16 protein-coding genes and 1 pseudogene are annotated in these 16662 nt (G+C 63.7%); 10 read left to right on the top strand and 7 right to left on the bottom strand.

Translation table 11 applies throughout. The features are described 5' to 3' along the window. Nucleotides 1-134: 134 nt before the first annotated feature. Nucleotides 135-587, top strand: a complete 453-nt coding sequence (locus ACG873_RS29305; RefSeq protein ID WP_394889338.1) for an SRPBCC family protein — start codon at nucleotides 135-137, stop codon at nucleotides 585-587. 36 nt (nucleotides 588-623) lie between these two features. Here ACG873_RS29305 and ACG873_RS29300 read toward each other — a convergent pair whose 3' ends face one another. Beyond that, on the bottom strand, nucleotides 624-1814 hold the full coding sequence (locus tag ACG873_RS29300) for an Mrp/NBP35 family ATP-binding protein (protein ID WP_394893763.1): 1191 nt from the start codon (nucleotides 1812-1814) through the stop codon (nucleotides 624-626). Between the two features lie 185 nt (nucleotides 1815-1999). Between ACG873_RS29300 and ACG873_RS29295 the strand changes: the two genes are divergently transcribed. After that, nucleotides 2000-2245: a hypothetical protein gene (locus ACG873_RS29295; RefSeq protein ID WP_394889337.1), complete on the top strand. Its 246-nt coding sequence runs from the start codon at nucleotides 2000-2002 to the stop codon at nucleotides 2243-2245. A gap of 107 nt (nucleotides 2246-2352) precedes the next feature. Continuing rightward, on the top strand, nucleotides 2353-2730 hold the full coding sequence (locus tag ACG873_RS29290; protein WP_394889336.1) for a VOC family protein: 378 nt from the start codon (nucleotides 2353-2355) through the stop codon (nucleotides 2728-2730). Between the two features lie 7 nt (nucleotides 2731-2737). On the opposite strand, the gene ACG873_RS29285 is transcribed toward ACG873_RS29290, so the two are convergent. Both ACG873_RS29285 and ACG873_RS29280 read right to left on the bottom strand, forming a co-directional pair. Then, nucleotides 2738-3037: a helix-turn-helix domain-containing protein gene (locus ACG873_RS29285; RefSeq protein WP_394889335.1), complete on the bottom strand. Its 300-nt coding sequence runs from the start codon at nucleotides 3035-3037 to the stop codon at nucleotides 2738-2740. After that, nucleotides 3034-3324, bottom strand: coding sequence for a type II toxin-antitoxin system RelE/ParE family toxin (locus ACG873_RS29280; protein ID WP_394889334.1), 291 nt, complete (start codon nucleotides 3322-3324; stop codon nucleotides 3034-3036). The genes ACG873_RS29285 and ACG873_RS29280 overlap by 4 nt, the downstream gene beginning before the upstream one ends. A 201-nt stretch (nucleotides 3325-3525) precedes the next feature. On the opposite strand from ACG873_RS29280, the pseudogene ACG873_RS29275 reads away from it, so the two are divergent. The 6 genes and pseudogenes from ACG873_RS29275 to ACG873_RS29250 all read left to right on the top strand — a co-directional run bounded on the left by ACG873_RS29275 (nucleotide 3526) and on the right by ACG873_RS29250 (nucleotide 10625). Continuing rightward, nucleotides 3526-4424: pseudogene (locus ACG873_RS29275) on the top strand (LysR family transcriptional regulator). A 138-nt stretch (nucleotides 4425-4562) separates the two neighbouring features. Then, a complete protein-coding gene (locus ACG873_RS29270; RefSeq protein WP_394889333.1) occupies nucleotides 4563-5042 on the top strand; it encodes a formate dehydrogenase subunit gamma in 480 nt (159 codons plus the stop codon). Continuing rightward, nucleotides 5039-6595 (top strand): formate dehydrogenase beta subunit, encoded by a 1557-nt coding sequence (locus tag ACG873_RS29265; RefSeq protein ID WP_394889332.1) that lies wholly within the window; start codon nucleotides 5039-5041, stop codon nucleotides 6593-6595. Before ACG873_RS29270 ends, ACG873_RS29265 begins: the two co-directional genes overlap by 4 nt. Nucleotides 6596-6613: 18 nt before the next feature. Beyond that, nucleotides 6614-9502: a formate dehydrogenase subunit alpha gene (gene fdhF / locus ACG873_RS29260; protein WP_394893762.1), complete on the top strand. Its 2889-nt coding sequence runs from the start codon at nucleotides 6614-6616 to the stop codon at nucleotides 9500-9502. A 3-nt stretch (nucleotides 9503-9505) separates the two neighbouring features. Continuing rightward, the gene (gene fdhD / locus ACG873_RS29255; protein ID WP_394889331.1) at nucleotides 9506-10342 is read left to right on the top strand and encodes a formate dehydrogenase accessory sulfurtransferase FdhD; all 837 of its coding nucleotides are present in this window, start codon (nucleotides 9506-9508) and stop codon (nucleotides 10340-10342) included. Beyond that, nucleotides 10332-10625, top strand: a complete 294-nt coding sequence (locus ACG873_RS29250; protein ID WP_394889330.1) for a formate dehydrogenase subunit delta — start codon at nucleotides 10332-10334, stop codon at nucleotides 10623-10625. Before fdhD ends, ACG873_RS29250 begins: the two co-directional genes overlap by 11 nt. Before the next feature lie 27 nt (nucleotides 10626-10652). Here ACG873_RS29250 and ACG873_RS29245 read toward each other — a convergent pair whose 3' ends face one another. The 4 genes from ACG873_RS29245 to ACG873_RS29230 form a co-directional block, all read right to left on the bottom strand. Then, nucleotides 10653-11504: a sugar phosphate isomerase/epimerase family protein gene (locus tag ACG873_RS29245; RefSeq protein WP_394889329.1), complete on the bottom strand. Its 852-nt coding sequence runs from the start codon at nucleotides 11502-11504 to the stop codon at nucleotides 10653-10655. A 268-nt stretch (nucleotides 11505-11772) separates the two neighbouring features. Beyond that, nucleotides 11773-13200 (bottom strand): gamma-aminobutyraldehyde dehydrogenase, encoded by a 1428-nt coding sequence (locus ACG873_RS29240; RefSeq protein ID WP_394889328.1) that lies wholly within the window; start codon nucleotides 13198-13200, stop codon nucleotides 11773-11775. Between the two features lie 107 nt (nucleotides 13201-13307). After that, complete coding sequence (locus ACG873_RS29235; protein WP_394889327.1) at nucleotides 13308-14123, bottom strand: ABC transporter permease; 816 nt, start codon at nucleotides 14121-14123, stop codon at nucleotides 13308-13310. A gap of 161 nt (nucleotides 14124-14284) precedes the next feature. Further along, nucleotides 14285-15250, bottom strand: a complete 966-nt coding sequence (locus tag ACG873_RS29230; RefSeq protein ID WP_394889326.1) for an ABC transporter permease — start codon at nucleotides 15248-15250, stop codon at nucleotides 14285-14287. Nucleotides 15251-15690: 440 nt separating this feature from the next. On the opposite strand from ACG873_RS29230, the gene ACG873_RS29225 reads away from it, so the two are divergent. Then, on the top strand, nucleotides 15691-16620 hold the full coding sequence (locus tag ACG873_RS29225) for an IS110 family transposase (RefSeq protein WP_394886544.1): 930 nt from the start codon (nucleotides 15691-15693) through the stop codon (nucleotides 16618-16620). Nucleotides 16621-16662: the final 42 nt, after the last annotated feature.

The following is a 16662-nucleotide window of genomic DNA, read 5'->3' as shown; positions in this document are numbered from 1 at the left end:
AAATACGTCCCGCATCGATATTGTATGACAAGTAGCATCGCAAGAGCCGAACGCGCCGCATCGCACTTTGGTGCGATGGACAAGGCCGAAACCCTGCGATAGGCATTTTGCGGAGGACATCCGGAGGGTTGAGCATGGCTTTGATTATCGAAGGCGAGGAGCGGATTTCCGCTCCGATCGGACGGGTCTGGGAAGCGCTCAACGATCCGGACGTGCTGAGGGCCAGCATCCCTGGATGCCAAAGTCTTGAAAAGAAATCCGACAGCGAACTTACGGCGACCGTGGTGCTGAAGATCGGGCCGATCAAGGCGACCTTCGCCGGCGAGGTTACGCTCGCCAACCTCAACCCGCCGCACTCCTACACGATTTCCGGCGAGGGCAAGGGGGGCGTCGCCGGCTTCGCCAAGGGCGGGGCAGACGTCAGGCTAGCCGAGGACGGGCCGGGCACAACGGTGCTGACCTATGAGGCCAAGGCCGATGTCGGCGGCAAGATCGCGCAGCTGGGCAGCCGGCTAATACAATCGACTTCGAAGAAACTGGCCGGGCAGTTTTTTTCCACCTTCAACGAGAAGGTGAGCGGGGCGTAGGCACGTTTCCTCGCTGCAAGAGGAAGGGTAAGGGCGCTATTCGAACACGATGCTCGGCACGGAAGCCTGGGCAGCGGCGCGTTCCTCGGTCACCCGCTCCCAAACCTTGCTGGCGATGTCGCGGTAGATTTTGGCTTCGGGGCCTTGCGGGTTGGAGACGACGACCGGAGAACCGGAATCGGAGGTCTCGCGAATCTCCATCTGCAGCGGCACCTCGCCGAGGAAGGTGACGCCGAGACGCTCGGCCTCCTTCCGCGCGCCACCATGGCCAAAAATGTCGTAGCGCTTGCCGGTGTCGGGAGCGATGAAATAGCTCATGTTCTCGACGATGCCGAGCAGCGGCACGTCGACCTTCTTGAACATGTTCAGCCCCTTGCGGGCGTCGATCAGGGCGAGGTCCTGCGGCGTAGAGACGATGACGGCGCCGGCCAGCGGCACCTGCTGGGCCATGGTGAGCTGGGCGTCGCCGGTGCCGGGCGGCATGTCGACGACGAGCACGTCCAGCTCTCCCCACTCGACCTCGCGCAGCATCTGCGTCAGCGCCGACATGACCATCGGCCCGCGCCAGATCATCGGCGTCTCCTCGTCGACGAGGAAGCCCATCGACATCACCCTCAGGCCGTATTTCTCCATCGGCTTCAGGACCTTGCCGTCGACGGTCTGCGGCCGGCCGTGGATGTCGAGAAGCCGCGGCATGGACGGGCCGTATATGTCGGCGTCGAGCACGCCCACCTTGAGGCCGTTGGCCAAAAGCCCGAGCGCGATGTTGACGGCGGTGGTCGACTTGCCGACGCCGCCCTTGCCCGAAGCGACGGCAATGATGGCTGCTATGCCCGGCACGCCACGTTTGCCGGTGCCGTGCGAAGGCGGCGCATGCGGAGCGGGCCTTGGAGCCGCGGCTGCGGAATGACGCGGAGCAGGTGCGGCCGGCCTCGGCGCGTCGCGACGGGGCGGCACCGGCGCCTCCATGCCGCCGCCCTTCTTTTCGGCCGTCAGCGCGACCATGGCGCCGACGACGCCCGGCATCGCCTTGACCACGCGCTCGGCGGCGGCGCGAAGCGGCTCCATCTCCCTGGCGCGCTCGGCCGGCACGGTGATCGAGAAGAAGACCTTGGAATCAGCGATAAAAATGTCGGAGACGAGGCCGAGCTCGACGATGTTGCCGGTGAAGTCAGGCCCGTTGACGGTCCTGAGGCGCTCGATGACGGCTTCCTTGGTGACGGACATTCTCTCGGGTTCTTCCTGTTCGCGGTTGGGCTTCAGATAATGCAGTTCGGGGTCAGAACCAAGCGGCATGGCCGACTACTTCTCCCTGGGCCTCCGTCGAAGGAACATTTCGCGGGCGGCGTCCGTTGGAACTGCGACCCAGGCGCGGCTTCGCGCTTCAGCCAATCACGGACAGGAGAACAATCATGACCGGCAGGAAAACGCATGAGCAGCAGGTGCGGATCATCGAGGAACGCGAAAACACCAAAAACGCCGGCAAGGATTTCGATGCCAAAGCCGAGCTGAAGAAATCGAAGCAGGAGCGCGAGGCCTACCGCAAGGGCTCCAATTTGCGGACCGATGCGCCTAACCTCGTCGATCCCGACGACCGCAACATGCTGCGCGGCGAGCACCAGGAAAGCGAGCACCACAAGGAGCGCGCGGACGATTGAGCCGGCGCCGATTCCTGGTGAGGCTGGAAAAAATGACATTCAGGTGTCGGAATAGAGTTGTGTGAAACGTCCTTGGACGTAGCAGCCCGTTATCAGAGGAGGCGATCATGCTCGGAAACAGAAATGCGACGGCCAACATCGCGGTGAAGGATCTGGCGAAGGCCGGCGCCTTCTACGAGAACACGCTCGGACTGAAGCCGGTCGGCCGGGAAGGCGAGGAGGTGATCGTATTCGCCAGCGGCGATACGCTGATCAACGTCTACCGCTCCGAATTCGCCGGCACCAACAAGGCGACGGCGGTGACCTGGACCGTCGGTGACGACATCGGCAAGCTGGTCAAGGCATTGGAAGACAAAGGCGTGCCCTTCGAGCACTACGAGTGGCCAGGCGTCACCATGGACGGCCACATCCACGTCATGGGCGACATGAAGGTCGCCTGGTTCAAGGATCCCGACGGTAATATTTTGAACCTGATCAACCAGTAGGCGCAGATCAGGAGGTGAGCGCGCGGCGCACTGCCTCCGGCTCCTTGTCGATGATGCGAAGAAGCGCCGTCATCGCGGCGTCCGGCTTTCTGCGGCCCTGCTCGTATGATTCCATAGTGCGCGCGGAAATCTGGAATTCCGCTTCGAAAGCCTTCGTGCTCCTGGCCACCTTGCGCCGAATATTCCGGATCTTCTCCGGGGTAAGGACATCGGCGGGCACTTCGTAGCTCTCCACTTGGATCTCGCCGCGAAGATGCGCCGCCATCTCCTCGAACGCCTCCACAAGATCGGCTCCTATGCGGCTCATCTCCTGTCTCCTTTGAGGCTGTCGATCGCCGCCAGAATTGCCTTTCGTTGATCAGGCGACAGATCATCACGTTCATTCTTCGGATATGCAGTCATCATGTAGATCGCTTCCTCGACGGCGACATAGTAGATCACACGTCCACCGCCGCTCTTGCCCCTTCCCGGAAGCGCAAACCGCGCCTTCCGGACGCCGCGCAGACCTTTGATGATCGGATGGGCCTCGGGCGCAAAAATCAGTTCGGCTTCGACCCGTCGCATAGCCTCGTCATCAAAGCCCATATGCTCCATCGCGCGCAGATAGGGCCTGAGCCGAACAACTTTCATCTCCGTGAACTTACTACATTTTAGAAGTACGTCAATGTAGTTATTCGGTTGGTCGGGGATGTTGTTCGGGGATTTTCATAGGGGATTTTCATATAAGTCGGACCCGTAAGCACCGTCAGATGGAGCGGCCTAGCGCGATCGCGTTTTGCCGGTTAGCGTTGTCCCATGATCGACAAACTCGAATTCTTCATCGCACTCGCCAAGGCGCAGCACTTCGGCCGGGCGGCTGAGGAATGCGGCGTGACGCAACCGACGCTATCGGCCGCGATCAAGCAACTCGAGGACACACTGGGCGTGATGCTGGTCAAGCGCGGCTCACGGTTCCAGGGGCTGACGCCGGAAGGCGCGCAGGTGCTGGAATGGGCACGGCGCATCGTGGGCGACGCGCGCACCATGCGCGAGGAAATGCGCGCCGCACGCCACGGTCTCTCCGGCCGCATCCGGATCGCCGCGGTGCCGACCGCGCTCGCCATGGTGCAGCGGCTGACGACGCCGTTTCGCGAGAAGCACCCGGGCGTGACCTTCCAGATCCTGTCGCGGACCTCGATCGAGGTGCTGACGCTGCTCGGCAATTTCGAGATCGACGCCGGCATAACCTATCTCGACAACGAGCCGCTGGGGCGTGTCACATCGGTGCCGCTCTATTCGGAACGCTACCAGCTCATCACCGCCAGCGGCACCGCCCTTTCCGAGCGGAGCCAGGTGACATGGTCGGAGGTGAGCGGGCTGCCGCTCTGCCTGCTGACCCCGACATGCAGAACCGCCGGATCATCGACCAGCACCTGGCGGAATCCGGCACGCAGGTGCGGCCCACGCTCGAATCCAACTCGATGATCGTGCTTTTCTCGCATATCAAGACCGGCAAATGGTCGTCGATCATGCCGCTGAACCTGGCCGAGACATTCGGTTTTTCCGAACCGATCCGCGCCATACCGATCGTCCAACCGGACGCCAGCCACCTGGTCGGCCTTGTCGCGGCGCCGCGCGAACCGCACACGCCGCTGGTCGCGGCGCTTCTGGACGAAGCCATGACGCTGGCTGACGATTTGAAGAAGCGGCTCTAGGTTAAATCCTCTGCAGGCGGAAAGCTTGATAGATTTTTTCTATCAACCAACGAAACAGCGCTATTGATTTCATGCGTTTCGTTTGGTTTCGTAATTACTTAGCGCTCGGCAAGGGGCGCCAGCCAGGGAGGGCGCTGCGTGACGATGCAGCTTGCAGGTACCGACATTCTCGCCCGGACGCGTTCGGTCATAGACGAGCATCGGGCGCTCGAAGGGCCGCTGCTGCCCATCCTCCACGGCATCCAGGAAGAGTTCGGCCATGTTCCGGCCGAGACGCTGCCGGTCATTGCAGAGGCGCTGAACATTTCACGCGCCGAAGTGTATGGTGTCGTCACCTTCTATCATGACTACCGCAATCATCCGGCTGGACGGCATGTGCTGAAGCTCTGCCGCGCCGAGGCGTGCCAGTCGATGGGCGGCGACGCCATAGCGGCGCAGGTGCAGCAAGCGCTCGGCATCGGCTTTCACGAAACGGCCAAGGACGGCTCCGTCACGCTGGAGCCGATCTATTGCCTCGGCCTGTGCGCCTGCGCGCCATCGGCGATGCTCGACGGCGAACCGATCGGGCGGCTCGACGCCGACAAGATCGACGAGATCGTCCAGGAGGTGCGCTCGTGACGGTCTCAATCTACATTCCTCGCGATTCCGGCTCGCTGGCGCTCGGCGCCGAAAAGGTCGCCAAGGCGATCGAGCAGGAAATCGCGGTCCGCGCGCTCGATGTGAAAATCGTCCGCAACGGCTCGCGCGGCCTCTATTGGCTGGAGCCGATGGTCGAGGTCGAGACGCCGGCAGGACGCGTCGCCTACGGCCCCGTCTCTGCGAAAGACGTGTCTTCGCTGTTCGACGCCGGGCTGGTTTCGGGCGGGCAGCATCCGCTCTCGCTCGGCGACCCGGAACGAATCCCCTTCCTGGTGAGGCAGACCCGCCTCACCTTCGCGCGCTGCGGCATCACAGATCCGCTGTCGCTCGACGACTACAGGGCGCATGGCGGGCTGAAAGGCCTGGAAAATGCGGTCAAGATGGCGCCTGCCGACATCGTCGCCCAGGTCACGGAATCGGGCCTGCGCGGGCGCGGCGGCGCGGGCTTCCCGACAGGCATCAAGTGGAAGACGGTGCTCGATACAGCGGGCGACCGCAAATACATCGTCTGCAACGCCGACGAAGGCGATTCGGGCACCTTCTCCGATCGCATGATCATGGAGGGCGATCCCTTCGTGCTGATCGAAGGCATGGCGATCGCCGGCATCGCGACAGGCGCGACCAAGGGCTTCGTCTATCTCCGCTCCGAATATCCGCATGCGGCAACAGCCATGAACGCGGCGGTGGAAATCGCCCGGAAGGCCGGCGTGCTCGGCGTCAACGTGCTCGGCTCGCCCCATGCCTTCGACATGGAAATCCGCGTCGGCGCGGGCGCCTATGTCTGCGGCGAGGAAACGTCGCTGCTGGAATCGTTGGAAGGCAAGCGCGGCCTGGTCCGCGCCAAGCCGCCGCTGCCGGCGCACAAGGGCCTTTTCGGAAAGCCGACCGTGATCAACAACGTGATCTCGCTGGCTTCCGTACCGATCATCATGGATCGCGGCGCCCAGTTCTACAAGGATTTCGGCATGGGCCGCTCGCGCGGCACCATCCCGATCCAGATCGCCGGCAATAGCAAATATGGCGGTCTGTTCGAGGCCGCGTTCGGCTTGACGCTCGGCGAGATCGTCGACGATATCGGCGGCGGCACGAAGAGCGGCCGGCCGGTCAAGGCAGTGCAGGTAGGCGGACCGCTGGGCGCCTATTTCCCGCGTTCCCTGTTCGACACGCCTTTCGATTACGAGGCCTTCGCCGCCAAGGACGGGCTGATCGGCCATGCCGGTATCGTGGTGTTCGACGACACAGCCGACATGCTGAAACAGGCGCGGTTCGCAATGGAGTTCTGCGCGATCGAAAGCTGCGGCAAGTGTACCCCCTGCCGCCTTGGTTCGACGCGCGGCGTCGAGACACTCGACAAACTCGCAAGGAACATCGAGCCGGAGAAGCAGATCGAACTCGTCACCGACCTCTGCAACACCATGAAATTTGGATCGCTTTGCGCCCTTGGGGGTTTTACCCCATATCCGGTGATGAGCGCGCTGAACCATTTTCCGGAAGATTTTCGCCCCTCGCCCATCGCCGAAGCCGCGGAATAGGAGCGGACCATGAACGCCATGCCCGAGTTCAAATCGCTGATTGAAGAAATCGACTACGGCACGCCAGCTTCTCAGTCCGAGAAGACGGTTACGCTGAACATCGACGGCCGCGACGTGACGGTTCCCGAGGGAACCTCGATCATGCGGGCCGGAATGGAACTCGGCGTCGAGATTCCCAAGCTCTGCGCGACCGACATGCTGGACTCGTTCGGCTCATGCCGGGTTTGCCTGGTGGAGATCGAAGGTCGCGGCGGCACGCCGGCCTCCTGTACGACGCCCGTCGCTGAAGGCATGGTGGTCAAGACGCAGACCGAGCGGCTGAACAACATCCGCCGCGGCGTGATGGAACTCTACATCTCCGACCACCCTATGGGCTGGGATCCGGATGCCGGCCTGAAAGGCAGCGAGTTCGACAAGGTCGCCGCCTCGGTCGGGCTGGCCGAGAACCGCTACGGCGTGGACGGCCGCAACCATGTCGCGCCCGGCAACGGATCGCTGAACATCGACTACATCGCTCGGGACGAATCCAATCCCTATTTCACCTATGACGCGTCGCAATGCATCGTCTGCTCGCGTTGCGTGCGGGCTTGCGAGGAGGTGCAGGGCACCTTCGCGCTGACGGTCAGCGGCAGGGGCTTCGAATCCCGCATTTCGGCGGGCATGTCGGAAAACTTCATCGAATCGGAATGCGTGTCCTGTGGCGCCTGCGTGCAGGCCTGCCCGACCGACGCGCTGCGTGAAAAGTCGGTGCTGAAGATGGGCCGGCCCGAGCATTCGGTGGTCACGACCTGCGCCTATTGCGGCGTCGGCTGCTCGTTCAAGGCGGAAATGAAGGGCGAGGAACTCGTCCGCATGGTGCCCTACAAGGACGGCAAGGCCAATCGCGGCCACTCCTGCGTCAAGGGCCGCTTCGCCTATGGCTATTCGAACCACAAGGACCGCATCCTGAAGCCGATGATCCGGGAGAAGGTGACCGATCCGTGGCGCGAGGTTTCGTGGGAGGAAGCGCTGGCGCATACGGCGAGCGAATTCCGCCGCATCCAGTATCAGTACGGCCGAGGCTCCGTCGGCGGCATCACCTCGTCGCGCTGCACCAATGAGGAAACCTATCTCGTCCAGAAGCTGGTCCGGCAGGGCTTCCTCAACAACAACGTCGATACCTGCGCGCGCGTCTGCCACTCCCCGACGGGTTATGGCCTCGGCCAGACCTACGGCACCTCGGCCGGAACGCAGGATTTCGACTCGGTCGAAAAGACCGATGTCGTCATGATCATCGGCGCCAATCCGACCGACGGCCACCCGGTGTTCGCATCGAGGCTGAAAAAGCGGCTGCGCAAGGGCGCCAAGCTGATCGTTCTCGACCCGCGCCGCACCGATATCGTTCGCTCGGCCCATGTGGAGGCGCAGCATCATCTGCCGCTGAAGCCTGGCACCAATGTCGCGGTGATCACGTCGCTGGCGCATGTCATCGTGACCGAGGGCCTGTTCGACGAGAAATTCATCCGGGAGCGCTGCGACTGGGACGAGTTCCAGGACTGGGCGTCTTTCGTGGCGCTGCCTGAAAACAGCCCGGAAGTCGTCGGCCAGCTTGCCGGCGTCGACCCGGAGGAAATCCGCGGGGCGGCACGGCTTTACGCAACGGGCGGAAATGGCGCGATCTATTACGGCCTGGGCGTTACCGAGCACAGCCAGGGATCGACAACGGTCATGGCCATCGCCAACCTCGCAATGGCGACCGGCAATATCGGCCGGCCGGGCGTCGGCGTGAACCCGCTGCGCGGCCAGAACAACGTGCAAGGCGCCTGCGACATGGGCTCGTTCCCGCACGAACTGCCGGGCTACCGCCACATCTCCGGCGACGCGACGCGCGAAATCTACGAGACGCTGTGGGGCGTGAAACTCGACAACGAACCGGGCCTGCGCATTCCCAATATGCTGGACGCGGCCGTGGAAGGCACTTTCAAGGCGCTGTACGTGCAGGGCGAGGACATATTGCAGTCCGACCCGGACACCAAGCATGTCGCCGCCGGTCTCGCTGCGATGGAATGCGTCGTCGTGCACGACCTGTTCCTCAACGAGACGGCCAACTATGCGCATGTCTTCCTGCCGGGCTCTACCTTCCTCGAGAAGGACGGCACGTTCACCAACGCAGAGCGCCGCATCAACCGCGTGCGCAAGGTGATGGCCCCGAAGAATGGCCTTGGCGACTGGGAGGTGACGCAGAAGCTGGCGCAGGCGATGGGACTGGCGTGGAATTACCAGCATCCTTCCGAGATCATGGACGAGATCGCGGCGACGACGCCGAGCTTTGCCAAGGTATCCTACGATTATCTTGACAAGGTCGGCTCCGTACAGTGGCCGTGCAACGAGAAGGCGCCGCTCGGAACGCCCGTGATGCATATCGACGGCTTTGTGCGCGGCAAAGGAAAGTTCATCCGCACGGAATATGTGGCGACGGATGAAAAGAGCGGACCGCGCTTTCCGCTGCTGCTAACCACCGGGCGTATCCTTTCGCACTACAATGTCGGGGCGCAGACGCGGCGCACCGACAATGTCGTCTGGCACCCGGAGGACCGGCTGGAAATCCATCCGCACGATGCCGAAAATCGCGGCATCCGCGACGAGGACTGGGTTCGCGTGCAAAGCCGCGCCGGCGAGACGACATTGCGCGCGCTGGTTACCGAGCGCGTGTCGCCGGGCGTGGTTTATACGACCTTCCACCACCCGACGACGCAGGCCAACGTCATCACCACCGACTTCTCGGACTGGGCTACCAACTGCCCGGAATACAAGGTGACCGCCGTGCAGGTCGCGCCGTCCAACGGGCCGTCGGACTGGCAGATCGAATATGACGAGCAGGCGCGCCAGAGCCGCCGCATCCGGCCGGCGCTGGAAGCGGCGGAGTAGGAGATGGTTAGGCGGCAGCAGCGCCCCGCCCTTACGCAAATCTCCCGCCTGGCGCGCCGGGCGAACGGCATCAGCGCCGCTGCCCGCATGGTGCCGGAGGAGACGCCGATCGCGCTGTCCTATGCCGGCACCACGCATGCGGTGATGATGGCCAGCCCGGCGGATTTCGAGGATTTTGCGCTCGGTTTCTCGCTGACCGAAGGCATCATCGCGTCGCCTGACGAGATCGACGCGATCGAGGTCGAGGACCATGGCGCGGGCATCGATATCCAGATCAGGCTGAAGGACCAGGCGAACACGCGCTTCCAGGCGCGGCGGCGCCGGCTTGCCGGACCGGTGGGCTGCGGGCTATGCGGTATCGAATCGATCGAGGAAGCGATGCGGTCGGTGCCGGAAGTCGGCGCGACGTCGCTTGACCTCACCGCTGCCGACATTGTCCAGTCGGTGCGGCTCTTGTCGAAGATGCAGCCGCTGCATGCCGAGACCGGCGCGGTGCATGCGGCCGGGTTCTACATTCCCGGCCAGGGCATTGTCGCCGCGCGCGAAGATGTCGGCCGGCACAATGCGCTGGACAAACTGGCGGGGGCGCTGGCGCGAAAGGGCGTCGCCGGCTCATCGGGCGCGGTGATCGTGACCAGCCGGGTTTCGGTCGAGATGGTGCAGAAGACGGCGGCGATCGGCGCGGCGTTCATAGTCGCGGTTTCGGCCCCGACGGCGCTCGCCATCCGCACGGCCGAGGAAGCTGGCATGACCTTGATCGCGCTGGTGCGCGGCGACGATTTCGACATTTTTACCCACCCTCACCGCATCACGCCCGGAGCCGCCAAAAATGTCGCATGACGAAAACCACAGCGCAGCCGTCAAGGCAAAGCTCGTGCGCATGGCCAACCAGATCGCGACCTTCTTCAAATCGAAGCCGCATGAGGAAGGCGTGGCAGGCGTTGCCGAGCATATCAACAAATTCTGGGAACCGCGCATGCGCCGGCATCTGTTCGAGATCATCGAGACAGGCGGCGAAGGGCTTTTGCCGCTGGTGCTGGAGGCATCGGCCAAGGTCAGAAGGCCGAGCGAGCCTGTGACGCCCGAGCAGGCCGCTGAAGCCGATGCCGATGTGAGTGGCTAAAGGATAGGGCTAGCGTTGCACTCGCGATCAGCGCCCTGCCCGCTTCCAGTGGTCTTTGATATGCCGGAAGCCATCGCGGTAGACCGCTTCGGGGCTTTCGGCGAAATCGCGCCAGACTTTGGTGGCGGCGGCTAGGTCCTTCAGGCCGCGGCCGAAGGATTCAATCGTCAGCCAACCATCATAGCCGCTGCCGCGGATCGCCGAAAAAGTCTTTTTCCACGGTATGTTACCTCGGCCGGGCACGCCGCGGTCGTTTTCCGATATGTGCACATGGACAATGTGCTTCGTGTGCTTCGTGAAAGCGCCGATAGGATCGGCTTCCTCGATGTTGCAGTGGAATGTGTCGTACATCGCCTCGATGTTGTTGTGGCCGATCTCGTCGAGATGGGCGCAGAGGTCGTCCATCGTGTTGACCAGATAACATTCGAAGCGGTTGAGCGCCTCGAGGCCGATGACGACGCCCTTTTTCGCGGCGTGATCGCCGATGGCACGCTGGGAGGAGACGGAACGGTTTTTCTCGGCTGTGGTCGGACCAGTGCCCGAGAATTGCCCGAGCGTTGAATGCAGCGGGCCTGAAAGCCTGTTGGCACCGAGCGCGGAAGCGGAGTCGATCGCCCATTTCATGTAATTTATGCCCGCCTTGCGGGCGGCGGCGTCGCCGATCAGGTTCATCGCCGGATCGCCCATCGCCGAGACGGCGGTGCGCGCCAGACCGATGCGGTCGAGCATGCCGCCAAGGCGCTTGTAGTCGTCGGGCGAACCTTCGAAAATCGGAATCTCGACGCCGTCATAGCCGGTCGCCTTGATATCCTTCAGCAATTTCTCGTGCTTGCCGGTGACGTTTGTCGTCCACAGCAACATGCAGAAGCCGATTTTCATTGAGCCCTCGCCGCGTGATCTGGTCCGACCAGATACGCGAGTTTTCGACAACCGCGCAAGAGGCCAAGCGGGGATGCTTCACCCGCTCTGCAAAACACCCCGTGGACAAAACCTTCCCGGCGCGCCACGCGCGCACCGAAAACGGCAAGCAAGAACAATAGCTTGCCCGGAAGCTGGAGCGAAATAGGCCGGAATTTGTACACGAGCCGGCCTGACATTGCGAAACGGCGCTATCTCACATGAAAACGGGCGTGTGAGGCCTGCCGTATCACCCGTGCGCGATCATGACGTGACGGACGGCGGTGTAGTCCTCCAGTGCGTAGAGCGACATGTCCTTGCCGTAGCCGGACTGCTTCAGGCCGCCATGCGGCATCTCGTTGGTCAGCATGAAATGCGTGTTGATCCAGGTGCAGCCATATTGCAGGCGGGCGGCCGTCGCCATGGCTCGCGACACGTCCTTCGTCCAGACCGATGAGGCGAGGCCGTAGTCGCTGTCATTGGCCCAGTCGACCGCCTGGTCGACATCGGAAAAGCGCGTCACCGAAACCACCGGCCCGAAAACTTCGCGACGCACGATCTCGTCCTCCTGCAAAGCGCCGGCGACGACCGTCGGCTGATAGAAGAAACCGCCGCCCTCGCCCGGCCGGCCGCCGGTGGTGATTTCGATATGCTTCAGCTCGGAGGCGCGCTCGACGAAGCTCGCGACGCGGTCGCGCTGGCGCTGCGAGATCAGCGGCCCGATCTCGTTTTCGGTGTCGTCGGGCTGGTTGAATTTAATCGTCGAGACGGCGGAGGAGAGATCGGCGACGAGCCGGTCATAGATTTTCGCGCCGGCATAGATGCGGCAAGCGGCCGTGCAGTCCTGCCCGGCATTGTAGTAGCCGAAGGCGCGCAGGCCGTTGACCACAGCGTCGAGATCGGCGTCGTCGAACACGATGACCGGCGCCTTGCCGCCGAGTTCGAGATGGGTGCGCTTGACCGATTTGGCGGCGGCCTGCAGCACCTTCTTGCCGGTGGCGACGTCGCCGGTGATCGAGATCATGTTGATCTTCGGATGGTTGATCAGCGCGTTGCCGACGCTTTCGCCGCGTCCCAGAACGACATTGACCACGCCTTCGGGCAGGATCTCGGCAAGGATCCTCGCCAGCTTCAGCGCCGTTAGCGGCGTCTGCTCGGACGGCTTGAACACTACCGTGTTGCCGCCGCCGATGGCCGGCGCGAGCTTCCAGGCCATCATCATCAGCGGGTAGTTCCACGGCGCAATGGAAGCCACGACGCCGATCGGGTCGCGGCGGACCATCGAGGTGTGGCCGGTCAGATATTCGCCCGCGACGACGCCAGGCATGGACCGCACCGCGCCGGCGAAGAAGCGCCAGCAGTCGACGATGGCAGGAATCTCGTCGTTGAGCACGGCGTTTATGGGCTTGCCGCAGTTCAGCGCCTCGAGCTGGGCGAACTCCTGCGCCTCGGCCTCAATACGGTCGGCGATCTTGAGGAGATAACCGGAGCGTTGCGCCGGCGTGGTGCGCGACCATGTCGTGAACGCCTTTTCGGCCGCGGCCACCGCCGCCTCGATCTGGGCCTGCGACGCCTCGGGCAGGCCGAGCACGGTCTCGCCGGTCTTCGGGTTCAGGATCGGCTCTTCGGTCTCGGTGCCTTTTTCGAAGCGCGATCCGATCAGCATCTCGGTGTACATTGTTCTTCTCCCTTTGTTTCAGAGAGGCAGTCGGCAATAGGCAGTAGGCAGTCGGAACACCGACCGTCTGTTCCCTACTGCCGATTGCCTACTGCCTGTTGCCCTGTTCATTTCCCACCTCCCGCGATCTGGTCGCCGTCGCGGGTGAGGTAATACGCGGCGAGGATGGGCAGCAGCGTCACCAGGACGACGACCATGGCGACGACGTTGGTGACCGGGCGCTGGCGCGGCCGCACCAGTTCCTCGAGCATCCAGATCGGCAGCGTCTGCTGCTGGCCGGCGGTGAAAGTGGTGACGATGACCTCGTCGAAGGACAGCGCGAAGGCGAGCATGCCGCCTGCGAGCAGCGCGGTGCCGATATTGGGCAGGATGACATGGCGGAACGTCTGGAAGCCATCGGCGCCCAAGTCCATCGACGCCTCGATCAGCGACCCGGACATGCGGCGGAAGCGCGCGACGGCGTTGTTGTAGACCACGACCACGCAGAAGGTGGCGTGGCCGAGAATGATCGTCCAGAACGAGAAGGGGATTTCGGCGAGGTTGAAGGCCGAGCGCAGTGCGATGCCGGTGATGATGCCGGGCAGCGCGATCGGCAGGATGACCAGCAGCGAGATCGTCTCGCGGCCGAAGAATTTAGTCCCGGAAACAGCCGCCGCGCACAGCGTGCCGAGCACCAGGGCGATGGCCGTCGAGATGGCGGCGACCTGCACCGACAGCGTCAGCGCCTGCCACACGTCGGGCCGGTTCCACGCCACCGCGAACCATTGCGTGGTGAGGCCGGGCGGCGGCCATTGATAGGACTTTTCCTCGGTGGTGAAGGCATAGACGAAGATCAGGAGCAGCGGCAGATGCAGGAACAGGAGGCCGGCGGCGGCGGCGATCTTCAGGCCGAGAGGAGCGGATTGCCGGCGGTCAGAGCGCATGGGCGGCTCCTGATCGGAGATTGGCGCTGCCCCTCACCTGCCTGCCGGCATCCTCTCCCCGTAAGAACGGGGAGAGGAGAGATGGCCGCAGCGCCGGCGACCCCCTATCCCCGTTCTTGCGGGGAGAGGGTAAGGGTGAGGGGCAGCGCAACCTGGAAAGCTCACAGCGCATCGAACGCTCCCATGCGCTTGGCGCCCCACAGGTAAAAACCCATGACCACGATCGGAACGACGGTGAAGGCTGCGGCGAGCGGGATGTTGCCGGCCGTTCCCTGGTGCGCATAGACGGCCTGGCCGATGAAGAGGCGCGACGTGCCTATGATCTGCGGGATGATGTAGTCGCCCAAGGTCAGTGAAAAGGTGAAGATCGAGCCGGCGACGATGCCCGGCAGCGCTAGCGGGAACAGCACGTTGCGAAATGTCTGCGCCGGAGAGGCGCCGAGGTCGGAGGACGCCTCGATAAGGCTTCCCGGCACGCGCTCCAAGGCAGCCTGGATGGGCAGCACCATGAAGGGCAGCCAGACATAGACGAAGACGATGAAGGTGCCGGTGGCCGAGACGGAGAGCGAGTTGCCGCCGACGACGGGAATGGAAAGCCAGGCGTCGATCAGCCACATCAAATGCAGCTTTTCGAACAGCCAGGTGAGGATGCCTTCCTTGGCCAGAATCAGCTTCCAGGCGTAGATTTTGACCAGATAGCTGGACCACAGCGGCAGCATGATGCCGAGATAGAACAGCGCCTTCCATTTGCCGCGCGCATAGCGGGCCGCGTAATAGGCGATCGGGAAGGCGATAATGGCCGACGCGATGGTGACCGCCGCCGCCATGGTGACGGTGCGGATGATGATGTCGAGATTGGCGGGCAGGAACAGCTCGCCATAGGTCTTCAGCGTGAGCTCGCGGTTGATCAGGCCGGAAAACTCGTCGATCGAGAAGAAGCTCTGCAAAAGCAGCGCGAACAGCGAGCCGAGATAGACGATGCCGAGCCACAGCACCGGCGGCGCCAGCATCAGGAAGAGCAGCACGCCCGGCCTGCGCCAGAACAGGTCGGAAAGCGCGCCGATTATGCCGCCGCGGCTCGGCAAAATGGCGGAGGGTACGCGTGTCGAGAGCGTAGCGGTGGTCATGATATGCACCGCGCCTTCCGTCCCGGCAGGGCAATCTGCGAACGTTTCGCTGGATGTCTATACCGGAGAGGATTCTGGTGCCCGCCAGGTCGAGGCATGGATTCCCGACACTCTCCGCTCGTTCCTCGCTCACGAGATCGGGAATGACGGATTTCACTTTCGCCTCCGCCAATCTCCAGCGCCGGCGACTGGCCGAAGCGGAAAACGAAGCCCGTCATTCCCGACCTCGTGAGCGAGGAACGAGCGGAGAGTGTCGGGAATCCTGTGTGTTTGTTTTGGCGTATGGTGAGCGCGGGAAGGAGGCCGTGGGAATCCTGGTCGTCGGGTTTTGCCCGACAGGCCGCGGCATGGCTCGGCTCCCCTCCCGCTTCGAAACCATCAACCTGAACAGTTGCACGAGGCTGCTGCACAGACCTCGCACCACAGGAAGAGGCACGGTGATGATACAGCATAACTACATCGGTTGCGACATCTGCAAGGACATGCTCGACGTGTTCGATCCGTCCAGCCGCAGCTTCCGGCGGCTCGCCAACCGGGCCGGGCCGATCGAGGCTTTCGCGGCCGGACTTGCGCCGGGGCGCGATTTCGTCGTCTTCGAGGCGACCGGCGTCCACGACCGGCTGTTGCGCCACGCCCTGGCCGAGGCCGGCATCGCCAGCACCAGGCGCAACCCCGTCCAGACCCGCCGCTTCGCCGAGGCCGGCGGGCTTCTGGCTAAGACCGACAAGCTCGACGCCCGCATGCTGTCCGACTACGGCCGCCGCTTCACCCCGGCGCCCGACCAGCCGCCGTGCCGCCAGCGCGAGCGCATCGCCGCCTTGGCGCGCCGCCGCGACCAGCTCGTCGAGGCCCGCGCCCGCGAGGCCAGGCATCTCGGCGAAGCCTTCGATCCCGACGTCATCGCCGACATCGAGGCGGCCGTCGCCTGCCTCGCCAAGCGCATCGCGACCATCGAGGCGGTCATCGCAAGCGCCATCGCCGAAGCCGACGCCGCCACCGCCGCCACGTTCGCCATCCTGCGCTCGGCCCCCGGCGTCGGACCCGTCACCGCGCTCACCCTCATCGCCCATTTGCCCGAGCTCGGAGGCCGTTCGCCCAAAACCATCGCCAGCCTGGCCGGGCTGGCGCCGCGCAACAACGATTCGGGAACGCGGCGCGGCCGGCGCCCCATCCGCGGCGGCCGGCCGCGCGTGCGCAAGGCGCTCTATATGGCGGCGCTCGGCGCCATCCGCGCTGCGCCGCGCTTCAAGGCCTTCTACAGCGCCATCGCCGCCCGCTCCGGCTCCAGGAAACTCGCCGTCATCGCCGCAGCCAGAAAGCTCCTCACCATCCTCAACGCCATGCAACGCGACCAGAAAGCATATGCCTGAAACACAGTTGCCATGCCGCGACGTATTGGAAGTCAAAAGCGG

This window comes from Allomesorhizobium aridi (assembly GCF_043769475.1).
Taxonomy (GTDB): Bacteria; Pseudomonadota; Alphaproteobacteria; order Rhizobiales; family Rhizobiaceae; genus Allomesorhizobium.
This window is presented reverse-complemented; position numbering and strand designations above follow the sequence as displayed.